This is a genomic window from Natrinema saccharevitans, from assembly GCF_001953745.1.
Lineage (GTDB): Archaea > Halobacteriota > Halobacteria > Halobacteriales > Natrialbaceae > Natrinema > Natrinema saccharevitans.
Window position 1 is genome coordinate 209,360 of the sequence record NZ_LWLN01000002.1, and the last position, 18,572, is coordinate 227,931.

The 18,572-nt window shown below is 57.5% G+C and carries 21 protein-coding genes and 5 pseudogenes; 9 read left to right on the forward strand and 17 right to left on the reverse strand.

Annotated features, from left to right (window positions below):
- Nucleotides 1–327 precede the first annotated feature (327 nt).
- Together A6E15_RS22075 and tuf are read left to right on the forward strand one after the other, a co-directional pair.
- Complete coding sequence (locus A6E15_RS22075; protein WP_449406655.1) at nt 328–468, forward strand: DUF7837 family putative zinc-binding protein; 141 nt, start codon at nt 328–330, stop codon at nt 466–468.
- Between the two features lie 242 nt (nt 469–710).
- Nucleotides 711–1,982, forward strand: a complete 1,272-nt coding sequence (gene tuf, locus A6E15_RS18510) for a translation elongation factor EF-1 subunit alpha (RefSeq protein ID WP_076148625.1) — start codon at nt 711–713, stop codon at nt 1,980–1,982.
- A 213-nt stretch (nt 1,983–2,195) separates the two neighbouring features.
- On the opposite strand, the gene A6E15_RS18515 is transcribed toward tuf, so the two are convergent.
- Genes A6E15_RS18515 through A6E15_RS18525 form a run of 3 tightly spaced genes read right to left on the reverse strand, consistent with a single transcriptional unit; the run spans nt 2,196 to nt 3,802 of the window.
- Complete coding sequence (locus A6E15_RS18515) at nt 2,196–3,182, reverse strand: DUF3592 domain-containing protein (protein WP_076148626.1); 987 nt, start codon at nt 3,180–3,182, stop codon at nt 2,196–2,198.
- Entirely contained in the window at nt 3,179–3,376 is a 198-nt protein-coding gene (locus A6E15_RS18520; RefSeq protein ID WP_076148627.1) for a helix-turn-helix transcriptional regulator, read from the reverse strand. The genes A6E15_RS18515 and A6E15_RS18520 overlap by 4 nt, the downstream gene beginning before the upstream one ends.
- Nucleotides 3,377–3,379: 3 nt before the next feature.
- Nucleotides 3,380–3,802, reverse strand: coding sequence for a DUF2178 domain-containing protein (locus A6E15_RS18525; protein WP_076148628.1), 423 nt, complete (start codon nt 3,800–3,802; stop codon nt 3,380–3,382).
- Between the two features lie 647 nt (nt 3,803–4,449).
- On the opposite strand from A6E15_RS18525, the gene A6E15_RS18535 reads away from it, so the two are divergent.
- Nucleotides 4,450–5,814, forward strand: a complete 1,365-nt coding sequence (locus tag A6E15_RS18535) for a restriction endonuclease (RefSeq protein ID WP_076148629.1) — start codon at nt 4,450–4,452, stop codon at nt 5,812–5,814.
- A gap of 13 nt (nt 5,815–5,827) precedes the next feature.
- Here A6E15_RS18535 and A6E15_RS18540 read toward each other — a convergent pair.
- The 10 genes and pseudogenes from A6E15_RS18540 to A6E15_RS21565 all read right to left on the reverse strand — a co-directional run bounded on the left by A6E15_RS18540 (nt 5,828) and on the right by A6E15_RS21565 (nt 11,776).
- A pseudogene (locus tag A6E15_RS18540) lies at nt 5,828–6,426 on the reverse strand (hypothetical protein).
- A gap of 181 nt (nt 6,427–6,607) precedes the next feature.
- Nucleotides 6,608–7,067: pseudogene (locus A6E15_RS18550) on the reverse strand (hypothetical protein); the annotation flags it as partial.
- Nucleotides 7,068–7,682: 615 nt separating this feature from the next.
- On the reverse strand, nt 7,683–7,808 hold the full coding sequence (locus A6E15_RS21765) for a hypothetical protein (RefSeq protein WP_277612957.1): 126 nt from the start codon (nt 7,806–7,808) through the stop codon (nt 7,683–7,685).
- 48 nt (nt 7,809–7,856) lie between these two features.
- Nucleotides 7,857–8,294: a hypothetical protein gene (locus A6E15_RS18560; RefSeq protein WP_245800625.1), complete on the reverse strand. Its 438-nt coding sequence runs from the start codon at nt 8,292–8,294 to the stop codon at nt 7,857–7,859.
- A 69-nt stretch (nt 8,295–8,363) separates the two neighbouring features.
- Entirely contained in the window at nt 8,364–8,942 is a 579-nt protein-coding gene (locus A6E15_RS18565; protein WP_076148631.1) for a DUF7437 domain-containing protein, read from the reverse strand.
- Nucleotides 8,943–8,991: 49 nt separating this feature from the next.
- Nucleotides 8,992–9,327, reverse strand: coding sequence for a DUF7558 family protein (locus A6E15_RS18570; protein WP_076148632.1), 336 nt, complete (start codon nt 9,325–9,327; stop codon nt 8,992–8,994).
- The gene (locus A6E15_RS18575) at nt 9,327–9,617 is read right to left on the reverse strand and encodes a hypothetical protein (protein WP_076148633.1); all 291 of its coding nucleotides are present in this window, start codon (nt 9,615–9,617) and stop codon (nt 9,327–9,329) included. Before A6E15_RS18575 ends, A6E15_RS18570 begins: the two co-directional genes overlap by 1 nt.
- Before the next feature lie 73 nt (nt 9,618–9,690).
- A pseudogene (locus tag A6E15_RS21560) lies at nt 9,691–10,236 on the reverse strand (hypothetical protein).
- Between the two features lie 323 nt (nt 10,237–10,559).
- A complete protein-coding gene (locus A6E15_RS18585; protein ID WP_076148634.1) occupies nt 10,560–10,745 on the reverse strand; it encodes a hypothetical protein in 186 nt (61 codons plus the stop codon).
- A gap of 471 nt (nt 10,746–11,216) precedes the next feature.
- Nucleotides 11,217–11,776 (reverse strand): annotated as a pseudogene (locus A6E15_RS21565) (hypothetical protein).
- Between the two features lie 232 nt (nt 11,777–12,008).
- Between A6E15_RS21565 and A6E15_RS18595 the strand changes: the two are divergent.
- Nucleotides 12,009–12,452 (forward strand): pyridoxamine 5'-phosphate oxidase family protein, encoded by a 444-nt coding sequence (locus A6E15_RS18595; protein ID WP_076148635.1) that lies wholly within the window; start codon nt 12,009–12,011, stop codon nt 12,450–12,452.
- An 87-nt stretch (nt 12,453–12,539) separates the two neighbouring features.
- Here A6E15_RS18595 and A6E15_RS20575 read toward each other — a convergent pair whose 3' ends face one another.
- The gene (locus A6E15_RS20575) at nt 12,540–12,755 is read right to left on the reverse strand and encodes a hypothetical protein (protein WP_139326644.1); all 216 of its coding nucleotides are present in this window, start codon (nt 12,753–12,755) and stop codon (nt 12,540–12,542) included.
- Nucleotides 12,756–12,981: 226 nt separating this feature from the next.
- Between A6E15_RS20575 and A6E15_RS18600 the strand changes: the two genes are divergently transcribed.
- The 4 genes from A6E15_RS18600 (at nt 12,982) to A6E15_RS18615 (ending at nt 16,562) form a co-directional block, all read left to right on the forward strand.
- Nucleotides 12,982–13,839 (forward strand): hypothetical protein, encoded by an 858-nt coding sequence (locus A6E15_RS18600; RefSeq protein ID WP_076148636.1) that lies wholly within the window; start codon nt 12,982–12,984, stop codon nt 13,837–13,839.
- Nucleotides 13,840–14,396: 557 nt separating this feature from the next.
- Nucleotides 14,397–14,741 carry a hypothetical protein gene (locus tag A6E15_RS18605; RefSeq protein ID WP_076148637.1) on the forward strand — a complete coding sequence of 115 codons (345 nt, stop codon included), beginning with the start codon at nt 14,397–14,399 and terminating at the stop codon, nt 14,739–14,741.
- A 58-nt stretch (nt 14,742–14,799) separates the two neighbouring features.
- A complete protein-coding gene (locus tag A6E15_RS18610) occupies nt 14,800–15,711 on the forward strand; it encodes an ABC transporter ATP-binding protein (RefSeq protein WP_076148638.1) in 912 nt (303 codons plus the stop codon).
- Nucleotides 15,708–16,562, forward strand: coding sequence for an ABC transporter permease subunit (locus A6E15_RS18615; RefSeq protein WP_076148639.1), 855 nt, complete (start codon nt 15,708–15,710; stop codon nt 16,560–16,562). The genes A6E15_RS18610 and A6E15_RS18615 overlap by 4 nt, the downstream gene beginning before the upstream one ends.
- 194 nt (nt 16,563–16,756) lie before the next feature.
- Here A6E15_RS18615 and A6E15_RS22080 read toward each other — a convergent pair whose 3' ends face one another.
- Together A6E15_RS22080 and A6E15_RS22085 are read right to left on the reverse strand one after the other, a co-directional pair.
- The gene (locus A6E15_RS22080) at nt 16,757–17,059 is read right to left on the reverse strand and encodes a DUF7521 family protein (protein ID WP_449406653.1); all 303 of its coding nucleotides are present in this window, start codon (nt 17,057–17,059) and stop codon (nt 16,757–16,759) included.
- 25 nt (nt 17,060–17,084) lie between these two features.
- Nucleotides 17,085–17,249 (reverse strand): annotated as a pseudogene (locus tag A6E15_RS22085) (ArsR/SmtB family transcription factor); the annotation flags it as partial.
- A 100-nt stretch (nt 17,250–17,349) separates the two neighbouring features.
- Between A6E15_RS22085 and A6E15_RS18630 the strand changes: the two are divergent.
- Nucleotides 17,350–18,312: a CPBP family intramembrane glutamic endopeptidase gene (locus A6E15_RS18630; RefSeq protein WP_076148640.1), complete on the forward strand. Its 963-nt coding sequence runs from the start codon at nt 17,350–17,352 to the stop codon at nt 18,310–18,312.
- A 27-nt stretch (nt 18,313–18,339) separates the two neighbouring features.
- Here the strand turns inward: A6E15_RS18630 and A6E15_RS21135 are convergent, their stop codons facing one another.
- Entirely contained in the window at nt 18,340–18,480 is a 141-nt protein-coding gene (locus A6E15_RS21135) for a hypothetical protein (protein WP_175607296.1), read from the reverse strand.
- Nucleotides 18,481–18,572 lie beyond the last annotated feature (92 nt).

The window sequence follows — 18,572 nt, forward strand, 5'->3', positions numbered from 1 at the left end:
ACGCCGGACTCGAGCAGCCGAAGAGTCAGTAGTCAGCGGACGCCGGAGTCTCCATTTTGATCGGCGCGTCATCTGGTGTTTCGCTCTTGTTCAGGAGCGACGCTGGGGACGATCGTACGCCGTTCCGATTCGGAGCGGCTCGACCTCTCCAGATAAGCAAGGAGAATTCGAGGCTTGACTCCGAGGTGGTTCGCAGAGCTATTCTACTGTCACTGTGACTAGTTCACTTTGTTCACCCAAAACGTCAACCACACCGGATAGAGCCGTAGATTCCCATGTCACACGCTCCATGGTGCCACCACGTTTCCTATGAGTGCCGAAAACAAGATGCTCGGTAACTGCCCGTTCTGCAACGCTACAGTCCCGAAACATCAATCTAGCATCGAGTTCGAGACGAACGGCGAGCAACGCGTATTCGCAGACTGCCCAGAATGCGGTGATATCGTTGAACCCGAAAACACCGGCTGACCGCCGGATACTGCTGAGATACACTCCGATTAGATACGTCAATTTTTCTATTGATCGATAGCAGTCATTAGACGAGTAGATCCGACTGGTGCCGGTTACTCGAGTCAATGACCGTCGGTTCGCAGGAGGAATACGCGAAACTGGGGTGTCGTTCCTATCCGTCGAACGTTCCAGTATATCCTGACAAGAGTTTACGAGTGTCTAGCGCGTATGTCGGATGGCAGGTACCGAGACGATTCATCATGAGCGCAGACAAACCCCACCAAAATCTGGCCATCATCGGCCACGTCGACCACGGAAAGAGTACGCTTGTAGGACGCCTCCTCTACGAGACGGGGAGCGTACCCGAGCACGTCATCGAACAGCACCGTGAGGAAGCCGAGGAGAAGGGCAAGGGTGGCTTCGAGTTCGCCTACGTCATGGACAACCTCGCCGAGGAACGCGAACGCGGCGTCACCATCGACATCGCTCACCAGGAGTTCTCGACGGACACGTACGACTTCACCATCGTCGACACGCCCGGACATCGAGACTTCGTGAAGAACATGATCACTGGGGCCTCGCAGGCCGATCACGCCGTCCTCGTCGTCGCCGCCGACGACGGCGTCGCGCCCCAGACCCAGGAGCACGTCTTCCTGGCTCGTACCCTCGGTATCGACGAACTCATCGTCGGCATCAACAAGATGGACATCGTCGATTACGAGGAGTCAACCTACAACGAGGTCGTCGAAGAAGTCACGCAGCTACTCAAACAGGTCCAGTTCAATACCGACGACGCATCGTTCATTCCCGTCTCGGCCTTCGAGGGAGACAACGTTTCCGAACACTCCGACAACACGCCGTGGTACGACGGCGAGACCCTGCTCGAGGCGCTGAACGACCTGCCGGAGCCGGAGCCGCCGACGGACGCGCCGCTCCGACTGCCGATCCAGGACGTCTACACGATTTCGGGTATCGGTACCGTCCCCGTCGGCCGTATCGAGACCGGCGTCATGAACACCGGGGACAACGTCTCCTTCCAGCCCTCTGACGTGGGCGGGGAGGTCAAGACGATCGAGATGCACCACGAAGAGGTGCCCAAGGCCGAACCCGGGGACAACGTCGGATTCAACGTCCGCGGCATCGGCAAGGACGACATCCGCCGCGGTGACGTCTGTGGTCCCGCGGACGACCCGCCGAGCGTCGCAGAGACGTTCCAGGCCCAGATCGTCGTCATGCAACACCCCAGCGTGATCACGGCCGGCTACACCCCGGTCTTCCACGCACACACGGCGCAGGTCGCCTGTACGATCGAGTCGATCGACAAGAAGATGGACGGCAGCACTGGCGAAGTCGCCGAGGAAGACCCCGACTTCATCCAGTCGGGCGACAACGCGGTCGTCACCATCCGACCGCAGAAGCCCCTCAGCATCGAGCCTGCCAGCGAGATCCCCGAACTCGGGAGCTTCGCCATCCGCGACATGGGTCAGACCATCGCCGCCGGCAAGGTCCTCGAAATCCACGAACGAACCTGACACCAGCGTCGAAAAACACGCTTGCCGTCCCCGCTGCCGCGCTCGGGACGCCGTGCTTTGTTGGCTGGGTCCTCGCCCTCGAAGCCCGAGAAGTTCGTTCCCTGAGTTCACGCAGCGCGACTGAGCCACTTGAGAACTCGGTACTACGAGTACCAAGCGTGAGAAGACTTCTGTAACACACTCTAACGGAGTAACAGCATCTCCCAGAGATCTTCAGAACACGAGCAACTGCAGGATCACCGCGGTGAAAAAGAGCGCGACTAGAAAAGCGAATCCGGTTCTCTGGACGCGTTTCCCGTAGCTATCGAGGTCGTAGTTCCCCAAGAGAATCGTAACAAGCCGAGTCGGATGCTTGAACGGGCTTGGCGGCCGCGGCTCCGAGATCCGGTCGCGGAGACGTCGATACTCGGTAAACGACCAGACACCGTAGAGGAGCACCGACACAAGCAACACGAGTCCCGCGAGAAACGCCGTTCCTAACAGGAGACCGACCGGATCCAAGAGTGAGACCTGCACCTCCGAACCGGTTCCCGATCCCGACTCCGTGCTGAGGAGAACGAGTACTAACCCGCCTAGCGAGAGAAATAACACGGCCACCGAGCCCTTCATCAACTGCTTGCTAACGCGGTTGACCGTCTCACGGTCAACACCGAACAGTGTGGGATACCGCTGTGGATCGTGTTCATCTACCGGCTGAAGATCCGTCCCGTGACCTGGTTTCCGTGCGCCGACAGCGTCAAGCGTGAGTACAAGCAGCAGTAGGCCGCCGATGGCCATGAACTGTAATGGTCCCTGTGACGTTCGCTGCTCCAAGAACCCGTTTGCCGGGGCGTCAGGATCGACGTATGCCGTTACCGTATCCCCGTCTTCGTACGGCTCCAGCGCCGATTCCGCCTCCCTCCTCGTGTCGTACGTCGTGTCGAAACTCCCGGGAACTATCTGGTCGCTCCTGTACTCGGCACCCTGATATCGGTACGTGAACTCGGCGTGGGTGTCGTACTCGATGCCGCTCCGCCCGCTCTCGATCTCCGTGACCGATGTCTCAACAATGGTGGCCTCAACTTCGACAGCGTCATCCACCGTTTGTGACTGCTGGGCGTAGTCGTATCCGCCATACCCGATGAGGGCGAGTCCGATGACTGCGAAGATGACCGTTCCCGCTGTAACTGCGACCGGTGTTCCACGTACAGAGACCTTCATTGTTCTTCCGGATCAAATATATCCTCAATACTACACTTAAAATGTGCTGCGAGTTTGAACGCGAGCTCTAATGACGGGTCGTACCGGTTGCGTTCGACCGCATTGATTGTCTGGCGGGTCACACCGACTGCTTCGGCGAGTTCACCCTGACTCAGCCCTTCATCTTCGCGTCTCTTGGAAAGATCGTTCTCCATAGCTTAGATGCGGCGTTTCGCGATTCCAAGACAAACACCGTACAGCAGGAAGAGTGCCGAGAGGGTGACGACTATTCCCGAGACTGGTCCCGTGATTTCGATGTAGCTACCGGCATCAAGGACGTACAGTGCCGGAAACATACTCAGACCGATCACCATCGTGATCCCGACCAGGATTCCGCTGGCACGGTTGTGTAACTCCCAGTCTCGCTCGTCTTGAAGTGTCGCCTTACTCCACACCGGCGCAAGGACGGCGATCCCGCCGGCGGTCCATGCACCAAGCAGGTAAATGATCGTCCCGGCAAAGTGTTGATCGAGTACGAACCCGGCAAGCAAGCCGAGTATCGCTAGTCCACCGACTCCGTATACGAGCCCTCGATATTTCTGCCGGGTGAGTCCGTCGGCAGTAAGTGCGTGCTCAACCATACTGGTGTAAAACCTCTTTTACAGTCAAACATACTTTACATGCAGTGTTAAAGCTGTTGGTCGTCCCACTTGACCCACTCCCGCGCCTGAAGAGACGGGAACCCCGGCACGGGATTTCAGGTCGAGTGCAACTGATCCCGGTGATTTCAAGACGCATACATTCCAAGCGTCAACTGCTGGGTTTCAGCATCGGCTTGGCTGTCTTGTGGCGCGGTCAAACGCGCCTCATCCTCGGCCGAGTCATCGTCGTTCGTACATGTGATCGACGCGACGAAGATGCTTGCAGCCGCCTTCGGGTGAGCGCTGCTGCCAGTCGGGATAGGTACACGAGTAGTTTCGGTTGGAGACGCGGACTGTGGTTGACGAGGCCCAGACTGCGCTCGAGGGAGAGCCGCTGATACTTCGAGAGGTTCAGGACGACGGCTTGGCCGTCGACACGGAAGCCGACGGACTCGACTATGTCTCGGTGGGACTGTCCGGGCGATGCGACTGGAACCGATTCCGAACTGGCCAGGGGAACATTCCCGTTCATCGTTGCTCGCGGGCGGCTCGGTGACTCCCACCCCTCTCAGGGGTTCAATAAACAGGACGGCGTAGCGTTCGGCAACGTATTTGGCAGTTGCAACGTACTGTCCACATAATTGAGGATGGCTGTACTGGACGATCTCTCGGGGTTCGAGTTCGAGGACGTGATGGAGGACGTGTTCCGGAACCTCGGCTACGAGAACGTCCGCCAGGCCGACCGCACGGCTGACGAGGGTCGCGACGTCATCATGGAGGAGGTCGTCGACGGCACGCGGCGCGCGATCATCGTCGAGTGCAAGCACACGGGGACGGTCGGACGGCCGGTCGTCCAGAAGCTCCATTCCGCCATCGCGACCTTCGACTTCGACGGCCCCAAACGCGGCATGGTCGTCACGACCGGCCGGTTCACGAACCCGGCTCAGGAGTATGCCGACCGCCTCCAGCAGAACGACGACCCACATCCAATCGAGTTACTCGATGGCGAGGACCTCCGGGAGATCGCCGACGAGATCGGACTGGACCTCTACAACGGCCGCATCGAGATCCTCTGCGACGAGACCTTACGCCCGTACGACCCGGCCGCCGACGTCGACGCGGCCGTCGCGGAGGCGTTCCGCGACATCGAGAATATCGAGGCTTCCGACCTCCCAGAATCACATTCGTCGGTGACGTTCCGCCCAGTGGTCGCGGTCACCGCGGACACGAACGCCGTCTTCGAGACGTCGGTAGGCGTCATCCACCGGATCAACGACCGGACGCGATTCGTCGCCCACGCCGAACGCGGGCAGCCACAGGTCGTCGATGAGGACGTCGGGACGCTGGTCACTGAGAACCTCCACGCGACGGTCGACCTCAACGCAGAGCAGTTCGGAGAGGTGTTCGACGACCTCGAGGAGCGCCGGTTTGGACAAACCCAAACGGAGTACAAGGAGTGGGCCGTCGAGCGCCTCCAGCAGCACCACACGACGACGGTGACCTACACCGGCGACAACAACGTCACGTACAACAAGACCTGCGAGCCGAACCGCTCGGATATCTCCGTCCAGTCGATCGAACCAGTGTACCTCCCCGAGGTTCGGCACACGATCGACCTCCAGGAGTACACCTACCCCTACGAGTACTACGCGGCAGGCCCGTCACGAGTGACAGCCGAGGACGGCATCCACCGCTGCGTCCACTGTGACACGAGCGGCGGCGACGAGACGTACACCTACTGTCCGAACTGCGGGGCAATCGCCTGCACCAGCCACACCAAAACGGAGCGGCTGGAAGGCGAGCCGATCTGTACGGGCTGTGCGGTGACGGAACGGTTCGCGCTGAAGACGAAGTACTTCTACGACGAGGAGAATCTCGAGGCCTTCCGCGAGGAGTACGCCGAGATGCCGCTTCACGAGAAGGCGATGGAGAACAAGTGGCTGGCCGGGGGAAGCGTTGCCGCGACGCTGCTGGTCGTCGTCGGACTACTCGTCATCGGCGGCACCATCTGAGCGGGCTAAGCGTTCACGCCGGCTCAGCGACCAGCTCTTCGAGCGCGTGCTCAAGCGGGCCGTGGAACTGCCAGCTGGCCCGCTCGAAGGCTTCCTCGGTCGGGCCATCCCAGCGCGGGAAGACGGAGTGACCACTCACCTTGACGGGCCATTCGGAGGGGTCCTCGAACGGATTCCGGGTCGGGAGTTCGACGACGTAGAGGTACTCTTCGTCGCCGTGGATGCCGTTAGACGGATTTTCGACACCGTGTCCCAGCAGGAACAGCGGCTGGTCGAGGTGCTCCATATTGTCCGGGTAGAGGAGATCCGAGGGTGGTCAGCGTGGATGCTCCGGTCACGCCCTTCGTCCACGTAGAGGGTCATCGTCGAGAGCGTGTCGAGGAACAGGAACTGGGCAGCGGCGTACGCAGGCCCGCGCTCTGTTCGTGTCTCGTCGAGCAGCTGCTTCAGCTGGTCCAGGTCACGGAGGACGCTATCGGGATACCCGTCCGAGTGGCGGTAGATTTGTGCGATGCGGTCGGGTTCGGACTGTTCGCCTGCGGTCTCGCTCCGTTGGATGAATCGGAGTTTACTTCGTGTCGACGTACACTCCTGTCCAGCCGGCCGCGACACTCGGCGACCCAGCTACCGTCCTGGTGGACTCAGAAAGAGCGAGGCCGCCTCGGTCGTCCCCCGACCCCGCAAGCACCGCAGGGACGAGGAGCGCAGCGGCGGTCGCGGGATGCCGAGCGGCCGAGTGCTTTCGAGTGCCGTCGCCGGCGCTGGCTGTTCGGCGTCGCCACTCGGAGGCCAGTCACTCTTCGAGACGGTGGAGCAATTGCGTGACGTAGAGGCTGTTCTCCCAGCTCCGATGCGGGCTGATCGTCGTGATCAGCGTTCGAGCTTCCTCGTGACTCAGAAGCCCGTTTCGGGCGTAGTCGACGATGAGCCGCGGCGTCGGGACGATCCGCGGGCCTTGCAGCACGGCGTGAATCAGTGGGAAGTTCGTCCCGCCGAACTCGTCGATGAGAAACTCGTCGACATCGAGTGCGTTCGCGAGAACGATACCGTCGGTTTCGCCGTCGTCGAGCCCGAACGTTGGCCGGGAGTCCGGCGTCTCGTCGCGCTCGTAGGGGTCGTCAACCGTGTAGTAGTCGCGGGCCGCGAGGACGTTGTTCGCAGCCGCGGCGTGGATGTCCTGGTACTGTGTGATATCACGAGTTCTACGATCACTTCCGAGGGACGACCGCATCACAGAAGAGAAGCAGGTACTGGAACAGGTATAGAACGTCTATAGTAGCTCTTGAAACGATTTAATACCGATCACAACGCTGTCCTGCGATCGGGTGTGCATTGACTTTCAAGAGCTACTATAGCTCGACGGCAACATCCACACGGGCACTGCGCGGCTGGCGAGGGCGCTGGCGTCAGCGGCGACCGTTCGCAGTCGTGGACCGTTCAGTCATCGTCGTCAGCCTTGGTGTCGACTGTCGTCACGTCCCCCTCGTAGATATCGATGTCGTCGGAGGCAGCGAGATCGAGTGGGTCATCCTCGAGGTCCGCTTTGAGGGGCGAAGTCGCTGGGCGGATGTGGCACCAACGAAGACTGTGAGCTGATCAACGACGAACTCGGCATTGTAGTACGTAGTTGCGATCGCCGTCGGAAGCCGGTCTCCCCCGCTCATCGGTCGCACAGCCGATCTCGAGCGGCTGCAAACCGAACTGGATCCGTATCGCCAGCAGCGGCCATGTCGTTTGGCGACTGGAGCTGCGAGTCAATAAGCCGATTCTGTTGGCGTGACCACTCTCTGTCGTCGTGCGTCCGAACGTACTCAGCCCATCGCTTGATCATCGCACGCCGTTGCTCCGTGTTCCGGCGGTGGTCGTCCTCAAACTCCTGTGAGTTCAGCATCGTACTCTTCAACTCCAAGCTCGTTGACGTACGTTTCGAGCTGCTCCGTGTTAAATCGTTCCTCGAAGATTAAGTACAGGTGGAGTGCATCTTCGAAATCCATCCCGTTGAGACTCTCTGCAGCTTGCGCAAGTCGGAGGTTGTATGCAACTTAGAGTTCAATCGGACTGATCTCGACCTGTCCCTCATCAAATGTCACCGTGAAGGGATTCGAGAGGGCCTCACGCTCAACGTCGTTTGAAACAAACCATGTTTCGAAGTTCGGGAACATCTCCCCGTCCTCAGCAATTCGGATTCGGCTGCCCTCGCTCAACATCGAATACATCTCATCAAGTGGCATTGCCATCCCCCAGTACTCTCGATCTTTGAGTTCCGTAACCAATTGCTCAGTCTCCGCTTCGGATAGTGACTCCAGAATGACGTCGGTATCTTCTGTTGATCGAGATCGCCCAGTGAGGATCGCGACGTACCCACTAACGATGACGTAGTTAACATCGCAGGCATCGAGGATCTGTGTGAACTCAAGTACATCTTTGTCAAGCTCTGAAAGCTCTCGTGACACCGTGAGTGTGTCGTCACTGAGTTCCATCAGTTCTTTCCATGGAACGCCGACAAACTAAGCGCTGTGTCATGTGTGTCCGATCGCTCGGTTTGATGCTCATACGTTGACCCCTTCTTCGGCATCATGATGTACGTCCTCCTTGATGTCGTAGTGCTCGTGGACGACGGGCCGGAGTGCCTGGAGGATCATCTCCGCAGCCAGCGGCGAGATGTCCAGATCCTCCGCCATCAGCCGGTGGGTCACCTCGCCGCGTTCGCGGGCGACCGCGTAGGTGAGCGCGGTCGCGAGGCCGGCGACGCCGTGGCGGTCGATGTAGGTGTCGATGTCGGCGTCCGTCTCGCGGCGGCCGACGGCGTCGATGAGCGCCGGCGTGATCGTGTACTCGCGGTCGCCGGCGGCCGTCGTCACGGTCAGGTCGATCTCCCGGGCGGCGTACCGGCGTGGCTGCTCGTCGTCGGTGACGTCGATGACGCCGGCGTCGACGAGCCGATTGACGTAGCTGTAGGCGGTCCCCTGGGCGAGCTCGAGGTCGTCTATTACGTCCTGAACGGTCGCGTCCCGCTCCCGAGCGAGGTACGCGAACAGCTGGGCCAGCTGTGGCTCCTCGAGGAGGTCAGCGACCGAGAGGAAGTCCTGGACGATGTCGCCGTCGGCGCGGTTTGAGGTGCGTGACACGGGTCGTTCTTTATTACAGTTTACAGCGAAACAGTAAAGAGTGTTTGGGTCACTCTGCCGGCGTCGCGACGAGATGCTCCTCGAGGTCGCGCGTCCAGTACGTCGCGAGCCCGCCCGGACTACAACGGGCGCACAGCTGTAACGGGCCTTCCAGATGCCCGAGTTCGACCCGGAACCGCGTCAGTGCTGCAAGCGTGTCGACGGCCAGCCCACAGCCGTCACAGGCGACGTGATCGCACTCATCGGGATCCGGCTCCGTCTGAATCGCATAGTCCACACAGATAGGGTGGGTGACCCGTTCGTCTTGGCCCCAGGTGTGGGCCTCGCCAGTCTCGGTACCGGGCAGCGCGTCGCAAAACGCACAGCCGATGAGCGTCTGCTGCATCACTCGCCCTCCGCGTCGGCGTCGCGGCCAGCTGTCCAGCCACGGTGGAAGACGGCCAGCTGCGTCGATGAGTCGAACGCGGTGCCGCTCGGCTCGTGAATCAGAACTTGGTCCTCGGGAACCGGAGTGACGACGTCCGCGTCGACGAGGTCGCTGACCAGGCGTTGGGCCGTCGTGTCGTCGACGTCCGCCGTGTCAACGCTGGCGGCGTCGCGGTCCTGGGCGAACTGTTCTTTCTCGAGCCGTTCGTAGTCGGCACTGGTGTCGTCGTGAGGTTCGGGACCAGGCATGGTGAGTCACGCAGCGCACACCGTCGCGCGCCGCACGCCTCCCGGCGCCGACAAACAGTCAGGGCGGACAGTATCAGTCCGGTCGCGGGTCTCGATAGCCGATGACGGCGACGGCGTCGATGAACAGGACGCCCTTCATGAAGTCGAGTTTTGTCAGGCTGTGCTGGTAGAGGTTATGCCGGCCGAGATAGTTCACCGGTACCACCAGACAGCCGAACTCGATCTTCGGCTGGCCGTCATTCTGGGTGCGGTACCCCTTCTGGAACTTGAGGAGGTCGTCGCTGACGTTCTTCCGCTCGCTCTTCTCGACCCCGATGGCGATGCGGGCGTCGGCGTCGTAGAGGTCAACGCTGTAGTTAAACCCCTGATGTGACCAGAGCTTACAGTTCGGGTTGTAGCCGCCGTCGGTGTCTCCCTCATATTCGTACTGCGAGAGGCCGTCGGCGATCGCGGCATCGAACCCACCGACCTCTGTGTGATTCGTCGAGTCGTCGAAGACACTTGCCGGGACAGCTTCGACGGCTACACGAATCGACGCCAGTGCATCGTCCGGAAATGCCTCGGACGAGGTTTAGGTGCGGCGCTCGCTCAGTTTGGTGACCTCCTCGACGACGACCATACTCGCTCCCGACGAACAGTGCCCCGATAAAACCCGTCGCGACAGCCATTCGAGACGACCGGAGCCAGGATTCACTCATTCGAGGAGTAGGGCGATGGGTGGGGGCGAGGAAGTGGATCCAGACCCAGCGTTAACCAACACTGTGCCGGTATTGGTTCAGAATGTTGATTAAGCCCGGCCGCTACGGCGTTCGGAGATCTCGAACTGCCTTCACGACAAAAGTGTCTGGCTCGCTGGCTGCTTCTTTACCTGACCGCTCCGCTGGTGACGGTTGATACCCATCTACTGGGCGCTTTTATAGTTTTCTCGAGAAGGATATCAAATCATCTCTCACCTATCTCGAGTGTATCGACGGCCTCGGCAGGCCCGGTGTCATACTCGACGAGACGGTTCGCTGCAAGCTGCCACGCCTGTTCATCGAGTTCGGGATCAGCGATCTCATAGTGAACACTGAACGCGGTTAGTGCAACTGCGACGAGGAGACCCTCCTGTCGATCGGTGAGAGACATCGCCGATGTTGGGTGGGGCTTCTTCGACAAACCTCAGGACTATCGGTGCTTGACTGGAGCATTTGTAGAAGAGAGGGATGGGACACGCTGACAGGTGCGACTCATAAATCTCGTTGAGAGGAACCCGCTTGTCATCGCTGACACTCTGTTCTGGCCTATCCTCTGATTACATCCTCCTGAGCGGCGTCTCGAGCATCCGCTTGGAGGTGCTCATAGCGGATCTCACACCTGTTCGAACAGAAGCGGTCAGCGTACCCTGCCTGATCACGGACAAGTCTTGTACAGGTCGGTACTCGGCACTCGTCGCGGTCAGTCATCTTGTGATACCTCGTTTCAGGAATTGAGGCGTCTCAGCGCTGCCGAATGCTGTTGCTATGAATCTTGATTTCATGCATTGTACAGTGGACTGTATTCGCGTCCCCTGACCCCTTTGGGGGAGAGAAACACCCTCAAATGAGCGAGTCCCCTCCCTTATCGAACGAATGTTCCATCCGGTGCAGGCACGAGCCCGGTTCGAATTTCGAGATCGACACGGCGAAGATGCTTACAGCCACTCTCTGGCTGGCGCTGTTCGAAGTCTGGGCAGTTACAGGCCTCTGTTTCGATATCGAGTTTGTATGTGTTTCCACTCTCACTAGCGACTTCGTAGATCGGTCCCGCCGCGGTGAAGCGGACGTTCATTTCCTCGCTCAGTGCACGGCGTGTTTGCGCATCGTCGATCGAGTACCCTTCTGCCTCGAGCGGGATCGGTAGTGCTGGCGTCTCGCACTGGTTTCGAAACTCGTTGCGGTGATTTCGTTCTTGCCCGCAGTTCCGACAGCGCCAGTAGCGCGTTCGGTACTCGTACCCGTCAGTGAGGTCCAAGTCATAGGGTGTTGGCTCCGTGCCTGGGAGCCACTCGTCGATCGCGATGAGTTCATGTCTGTTTAGTGAGTAGTGTCCCCGGAATAGTGTTGCTTCCGGTCACTGGTATCGCTGTACTCGTGTTGCTCGTAGTGCTGTTCTCGGTGGATTGGCTGATCTGTACTCATAGCGAACCTCGAGCACGGTGAGAGCGCCTCACCCGTCAGGCGCGAAAAGTATATTTAGACCATCATGTAGTCGAGGAGCCAGTCTGATTCGAATGTCCGAGAGGGAGTCAGAGAGCGGCTCGCAGATCTATTCTGTGACTACCCGACGAACGATAAGTATAGGTGAACGACTAATCGCTCATTGGAATCCCAGGACAGAATATGTTCAAGGGCCGAGGATGTACGTACCTATATGACTACTGAGTTATCTCGCGCAGAGAGTGATACCTTACTCCGCGAGTCAGGCGTTGGTGTATTAGCACTTACTGACAGCACAGAAGCGTATTCAATTCCCGAATCATTCGGCTACGACGGTGAAACACTGTACTTCCAGTCCGTCTACACACCGGAGAGCAAGAAGATGGCGTTCCTAGAACCAACAGAGACAGCGACGTTCACCGTCTACGACGAACAGCCAGCAAAGAGCGTCATCGTAAGTGGAACGCTCGAACCGGTCCCAGAAGACGAAGAACCCAAGGCCGCGACAGCGATCACGGAAAACGCTTCCATTCCTACGCTAAACGTCTATCCTGACACGAAACCTGACGAGTTCGCAGTGGACTACTATCGCTTAATACCAAACTCAATCACTGGTCGACAGTTCAACGCCTTCACCCCCGCACCCAACGACCAATAAGCACACTTACTGACCGGCTATTTCACCTCAAATTAGATGGTGAGAAACCGCCTTGATGTAGTGAATAGCTTCGGAAGTGCAGGCGATTCACTGACCGCGGGTGTAGACGAATTGTGAGATGAGAAATACAAACGCAGCAGAAAAGAAAATTCCCATCGTTTCAAATGCTAACTCACCAATAGCCCAGTACTGGTACGAGAGATCAATAAATCCAGCAAGGAGAGCAGCCGCGAATCCATTTCTGTAACTTCTCGCTTTACTGGCATCCAAGTCCGAGTCTAAAACTACTTCTAAAATTCCCATACCCGATATGTATCACAGCCAGTGTTAAATATTGTTCTATTGACATCCATGGTATGTCGTCCTCGATATTCAGTAAGCACATGTGCTTACCGTATATTGTATCGAAGAATTTGGTCTGCGTTGGATACGCTGACTCGAGTCCACTGGAAGCGAAAATACTCAACTGTGGGGTATGGAGATGAGGTGAACCGGAACGCTTTCATCCAAGCTGTCTATCATTTCGGGTATGCGCCGTCGTCAGTTCCTCGCAAGCGGAACAGCCCTCCTCTCCGTTGCTGTCGCCGGATGCGCCCATCCACCTGTCGTCCTCGATCTAGATGAGGCAACGGCAGAGGATATCGCCGCTGAGGTTTCGGTGACCGTTGAACCCGGTTCAGAGGAGTACAGCCTTGTAGCATCAGTTCTCGAGAACGGATCGACCGGCCGGAGTGAACGGTACGAACTATTCGACCGTGCTGACACGATTCGGTTCGGAGACTCATTCTATGACGTTTCGGAGACACGACTCAAGAGCGGTGAGAGAACGGTGTATGAGGTATTTATCGATGTTGATCCGGCTAATTCGACACCGGAGGTTGGGGAGATCGAATACGGTGATCTACCTGAGACGGATCGTCAACACCTTGACCAGATCGTTTCGAAGGATAGTACTCGTGGTGAGGACGGATCTGATATCGGCGTCGAGTACGGAACGGGTGAGAATGTGGGGAATGGATCGGTGTTTGTTCCGGAGCAGCAGTACGATATTCTGGTCCACAATGAGAACCGGTATCGGATCACGATCGATTCACGAACGACATCTGAGACAGCGTATCGATATGAGGTGAGTGAAGTCGCATCCGGAGTTGAGCCGTTCGCCGACCAGGTCAGAGACCGGTACCTGTTCACACTTACGGGCCTTTCCGACGCTGAACGGGATGTCGTCGAGGAAGCGATCGACGGTGGCTACTTCCAAGATGACGACGCTTTCCGGTCGGTCGTCGACCGGATCCGAGACCACAAGGGAATCAACGTGGCTGATTTCTACGGAACGTGGCTTTTCGAGTATGAAGGCGCGGAGTATCTCACCTACGCCGAGTGGTAGCCTATCGTCAAGTGTTCTTAGATCCGTATCATCAGTCGATAGTTGTTCGGTGTAGCCACGGATAATGCTGAGAGAGTGACGGAGGTCGTGGGAGAGTATGCTGACGATGGTTTCCAGTTGTTCGATCCGGGTATTTCGCTGGAGTTCAGCGCGCTTGCGGGCAGTTATATCTATGTGGGTGACGGTAGCGTGCCGTGTGCCGTCACGAGAGACCGGTGCGGCCTCGAGAAGAGACCACCGCTGATCGTCGGGCGGTGGCACGGATACTCCAGCCGGAACCTGCCTGGTCACCGGCTAACAGGGCGTCAAGCGCGTCGGCGACATCAGTAGCCATCTCGTCATCGGCTTGGCGGCAGACGGTGAGGTAGTTCTCTCCTACCCAGTAGGAGTCATGTCTTGACGGCGTTGACGTAGATACGCCGGGAGTAGATGTTGTTGAACAGATTGGCTGGGACAAGCCGGACGGTTCTGGTCGCTACATTCACGCCGGCCAGCGAGCGTCGGCTACCGCTGACGAAAAACTGAACCGAATAGACGACATTGTTGATCCTTCCGAGATGACGGCTTTCTCAGGCCTCAGTCGTGTGCGGATGCTTGGACGGGTTGCCATAGGCTTCTCCATCGGCGGCTTCGTCACCGTACTCGCGGGGTTTGTCGTACCGTCGCTACAGACGACTGCACTTGCAGGACTCGCGAGCTTCGGACTGCTGTATCACGGGGTACGGAAACTCATGGACAGTTCCCGAAGCCGGTCCGATTCGTTCGGTACCGTCGGCGGTGTCGCCGTAACCGCGATAGTAGTTACCGTACTCAACCCGGTGAGTTTGTTCCCCGAGGCTAGTTCATCCGTACTCGGCACGGGTGTGTTCCTGACCGGCTTCCTGTTGTGCATCGCTGTCTGAGAATATGGACAACCAGAATTAATTTATAAATGGCAACTAAACATAAGGTGCCCTCCACATGACTGCTATCGAAACCACAAACCTGACGAAGCAGTACGGAGAACGAACCGCACTTGACGAGTTCAATCTCGAAATCGAGCACGGAGAAATATTCGGGTTTCTCGGCCCAAATGGGGCCGGGAAATCCACAACCATTGATATCTTCCTCGACTTTATCCGGCCAACAGACGGTCGCGCTATCGTCGCGGATCACAATCCACAGGACTCGCCTCTCGAAGTACGGCAGAATATCGGCGTCCTACCCGACGACTACAGTCTCTACGATTCACTGACTGGATCAGAACACATCGAACTAGCCAAAGATTTGAATGGGAGCGATGAGGACACCAACGCTCTCCTCTCACGTGTTGGGTTAGCCGACGCTGGTGATCAACCGACCGGGAACTATTCGAAAGGGATGGCTCAACGACTTGCGTTCGGAATGGCACTTGTCGGCGATCCAGATGTACTTATCCTTGACGAGCCATCAACGGGAATCGACCCGAATGGGGTACAAGACATAAGAGAACTAATCCGAGAGGAAGCCGCATCCGGCACAACGATTTTCTTTTCTACCCACATCCTCGAACAAGTCGAAGCCATCTGTGATAGAGTTGCGATCATCAACGAGGGAGAACTCGTTGCCGTCGATACGATCTCCGGGCTGCGAGAGACCTTCGATACCCAGTCAATTCTGACACTTTCAGTTGACGGAACGCCAACTGATCTTGACCTACATGACCTCAACGGTGTAAGCCAAGTAGAACATTCGGAAGATACCATCAGGGTTTACCTGCGAGATCCGCAGTTGAAATCCACAGCCATCACCCAAGTCGAAGCTTCTGGAGCCTCGATCTCCGACATCGAAATCAAAGAAGCCTCGCTAACGGAGTTGTTTAACCGGCTCACAACCGGAGGTGACGGGGCGTGAGTTCGCTGGCAACCATCGCGCGGAAAGATTTCAAAGACTCGATCCGAACACGATCCATCTGGATCATCGCAGGGGTGATGACGATACTCAGCCTGTCGCATATCCTCGCCTTCATCTCCTCCCCAGTATCTGAACAACACAGCCGCCCATTCGTTTTCGCAGTCGCTCAGTTCTCTCTCTGGCTGCCGCTTGCCGCGATTGGAATTGGGTTCAAATCTGTCGTCGGTGAGCGAACCTCCGGAAGCATTCGTATCCTTCTCGGACAGCCAGGTACCCGTCGGAACGTAGTCTTCGGAACCTACCTCGGGCGGCTGCTGATACTGACTACAACGATCATACTTGCCCTCATTATCGTCGGTATCGTCGTCACTATCGAGTTCGGAGATCTCGGCAGTATCACCGACGTGATCGGTGGGATCATAGCGCTTTTCCTCTTCGCTCTCGCATGGATCGGACTCGTTGTCGGAGCCTCTAGTGTCGTCGCAAGTGAAACGCGTGCCATCGGCCTTGTAATCGGAGTTTATACGCTCGTTGAGCCGCTCTGGCAGAATCTCGTCCTCCGGTTGTTCGCGTTGATCTTTACTGGAACTATACAGACACCGAGCCAGGCATCCGTGTTCTACTCGCTTGAGAACCCGACATGGTATCTCTACGTCAATCGCCTCAGCCCTACAGAAGCGTTCAACGCCGCACGCTACTACATTCCCGAACTCCTTGAAGGACTTTGGTACGGAACAGCGATCTCTGGCCCCACACTTCCGAACCTATTTGGGATCGCCGTCTTGATCGGGTGGGCAACGGTCCCAGTCTATCTCGGATATCGTCAATTCGAACGCGTGGACCTGGGCTGACTCAATACTATCCTTCATCACCGCTCTTGTGGCAGAGATTGGTGATCAGTTTCCTGTCGTCGGCTCGAGTCAAGACTTGTCCGCTAGAGTCGCTGAGATGCAAGTTCGAGATCGATTGTACTCGCCGCAGAATCGCAGGACTGCTCCGTGTCAAAAATGTGCCACACAAACACGAACGGGCCTCAAATCTCACCCTACTGGTACACAAGGGCATACAACACGAAACCGAGTCCTGCGACGGTCACAAGCCCGCGTGTAAGCAGCACCAGTCCGGTTCCAGCGTCCAACCGGCTGACGACGGCAACCGTAATGAATACACCGGTAGTCAAGAGAAAGATGCCGATTGCAAGTGAGCGCATTTTTGGTGCGTCGTTGCGCCAGTACCCGCGGTAGGCGAGGGAAGCGACCAAGAGGCCGACGAGCGCGGTCAGCGCCCGCGATCCCCACGCAATTAATTGTCGTGACGTACCGCTTGAAGTGGTTGCCGTCCGAATCAACCACCTGTTGGTCGGTTACGAGACCAGCCGCTTCAAGTCGCTCGAGACGACGATATGCTGTCGGACTCGACATGTCACACGACGCACAGATTTCGGAAGCGGACATAGGTTCAGTCGTGAGCTCGGCGAGGATGGCCCGCGCGTACTCGTCTTCAAGCAACGCGAGAACTTCGTTCTCATCCTCGTCCATATGCCGACTCGTGTTTGGGTGATAGTAAAAAAGCAACCGTAGCTTCCGGGTCAGAAGTCGTCCCTCCGGTAATAATATCCTTACTCTTCTCGGTTGGACTATGTCACCACAATTGCCAGTAGAGCTGACAGCCCCAACTGGACTTCGACAGGCGTGGCAATATGTTACATGGCCAGTCTGGAATCATGATCACCACCGCCTACGCGCACCCTTCCGTGCGATTATTCCAGTCATCGCTACATTTCTCGCCCTCGCCATCGTTCAGTCGGTCGTCAGATCCCAGTTTGAGCATCCAGTCAGAGAGTCAGCCGAAATGATTGGGATAGCAGGTGTCCTCATCGGTGCGGTTCTCGTCAGTAGTCGACTGATTGATCGTCGCCCAGCCACAGAGTACGGTCTGTCGTTTAATCGTCAGTGGTTGCAGATGTTCGCCGTTGGCGGGTTGGCTGCGACACTTATTAACGCCGGTGCGGTTGCAGTGGGACTTGGTGCCGGCTGGGTAACTGTCGCTGGTATCGTACAGACACCGGGTGTCATTTCGTTTCTCCCAGCGATGGTTGTTGTCTTCGGCTATATCATGGTTGCGGGACTGTGGGAAGAGTTCATCTTCCGAGGAGTGCTGTTGAAGAACATCGCTGAAGGGGTCAACGGATACGTGCGGAATGAAATCGCGATCGGTATTGCGCTTGCTATCAACTGCATCGTTTTCGCGTTCTTGCATGGCGGGAAAGTCACACATCTCAGCCATTACGGATACTACCTATTGGCAGGGCTAGTGCTCGGTGGCGTCTATGTGTTGACCGGTGAACTTGCACTGTCTATGGGATTCCATATATTCTACAACTACACCCAGAGCGCAGTGTTTGGACTTGGTGTTTCACAGCAGACGCCGGAACTACTCGTCTTAAATCTTGTCGGACCGACCCAATATATTGGTGAAGAGGGGCTCGTCCATGTCGGTGCAACAGCTGTTGGTGGCCTCCTTTTGCTGGGATATGTATACTGGATGGATGGCGAACTTCGCATCCACGATTGTCTAACTCGATGGACAAGTACCGTCTAGTTCGCCGTTTGACAGCGCTACACGTGCTCAAGATGTCGGCTTGAAGTCCGCGATCCAGGCCTCGAGGTCCTCGAGACCGTCGTCGACGCCGGCCTCGCGAAGCCACTGTTCGATGCGGGCCCAGACGTCGTCTTCCCACTCATCACCCCGCCGTTCGTTCTTACGCAACGAGACTCGTCGTGCCCGTACCAGCCGACGGTGTTCGGGTCCCAGATGTGTCTGATTGCTCTGGAAAAGGCGATCGCGAGCAAATTCCGGTC

Bases quoted from the DNA above. Each gene is read 5' to 3' on its own strand.
- A6E15_RS18600 (WP_076148636.1), top strand. From the start codon at position 12,982: ATGCGCCGTCGTCAGTTCCTCGCAAGCGGAACAGCCCTCCTCTCCGTT.
- A6E15_RS18560 (WP_245800625.1), bottom strand. From the start codon at position 8,294: ATGGAACTCAGTGACGACACACTCACGGTGTCACGAGAGCTTTCAGAG.
- tuf (WP_076148625.1), top strand. From the start codon at position 711: ATGAGCGCAGACAAACCCCACCAAAATCTGGCCATCATCGGCCACGTC.
- A6E15_RS20575 (WP_139326644.1), bottom strand. From the start codon at position 12,755: ATGGGAATTTTAGAAGTAGTTTTAGACTCGGACTTGGATGCCAGTAAA.
- A6E15_RS18630 (WP_076148640.1), top strand. From the start codon at position 17,350: ATGTCACCACAATTGCCAGTAGAGCTGACAGCCCCAACTGGACTTCGA.
- A6E15_RS18535 (WP_076148629.1), top strand. From the start codon at position 4,450: ATGGCTGTACTGGACGATCTCTCGGGGTTCGAGTTCGAGGACGTGATG.
- A6E15_RS22075 (WP_449406655.1), top strand. From the start codon at position 328: ATGCTCGGTAACTGCCCGTTCTGCAACGCTACAGTCCCGAAACATCAA.
- A6E15_RS18525 (WP_076148628.1), bottom strand. From the start codon at position 3,802: ATGGTTGAGCACGCACTTACTGCCGACGGACTCACCCGGCAGAAATAT.
- A6E15_RS18610 (WP_076148638.1), top strand. From the start codon at position 14,800: ATGACTGCTATCGAAACCACAAACCTGACGAAGCAGTACGGAGAACGA.
- A6E15_RS18515 (WP_076148626.1), bottom strand. From the start codon at position 3,182: ATGAAGGTCTCTGTACGTGGAACACCGGTCGCAGTTACAGCGGGAACG.
- A6E15_RS21765 (WP_277612957.1), bottom strand. From the start codon at position 7,808: ATGGATTTCGAAGATGCACTCCACCTGTACTTAATCTTCGAGGAACGA.
- A6E15_RS18595 (WP_076148635.1), top strand. From the start codon at position 12,009: ATGACTACTGAGTTATCTCGCGCAGAGAGTGATACCTTACTCCGCGAG.
- A6E15_RS18575 (WP_076148633.1), bottom strand. From the start codon at position 9,617: ATGCCTGGTCCCGAACCTCACGACGACACCAGTGCCGACTACGAACGG.
- A6E15_RS18605 (WP_076148637.1), top strand. From the start codon at position 14,397: ATGACGGCTTTCTCAGGCCTCAGTCGTGTGCGGATGCTTGGACGGGTT.
- A6E15_RS18570 (WP_076148632.1), bottom strand. From the start codon at position 9,327: ATGCAGCAGACGCTCATCGGCTGTGCGTTTTGCGACGCGCTGCCCGGT.
- A6E15_RS18520 (WP_076148627.1), bottom strand. From the start codon at position 3,376: ATGGAGAACGATCTTTCCAAGAGACGCGAAGATGAAGGGCTGAGTCAG.
- A6E15_RS18585 (WP_076148634.1), bottom strand. From the start codon at position 10,745: ATGTCTCTCACCGATCGACAGGAGGGTCTCCTCGTCGCAGTTGCACTA.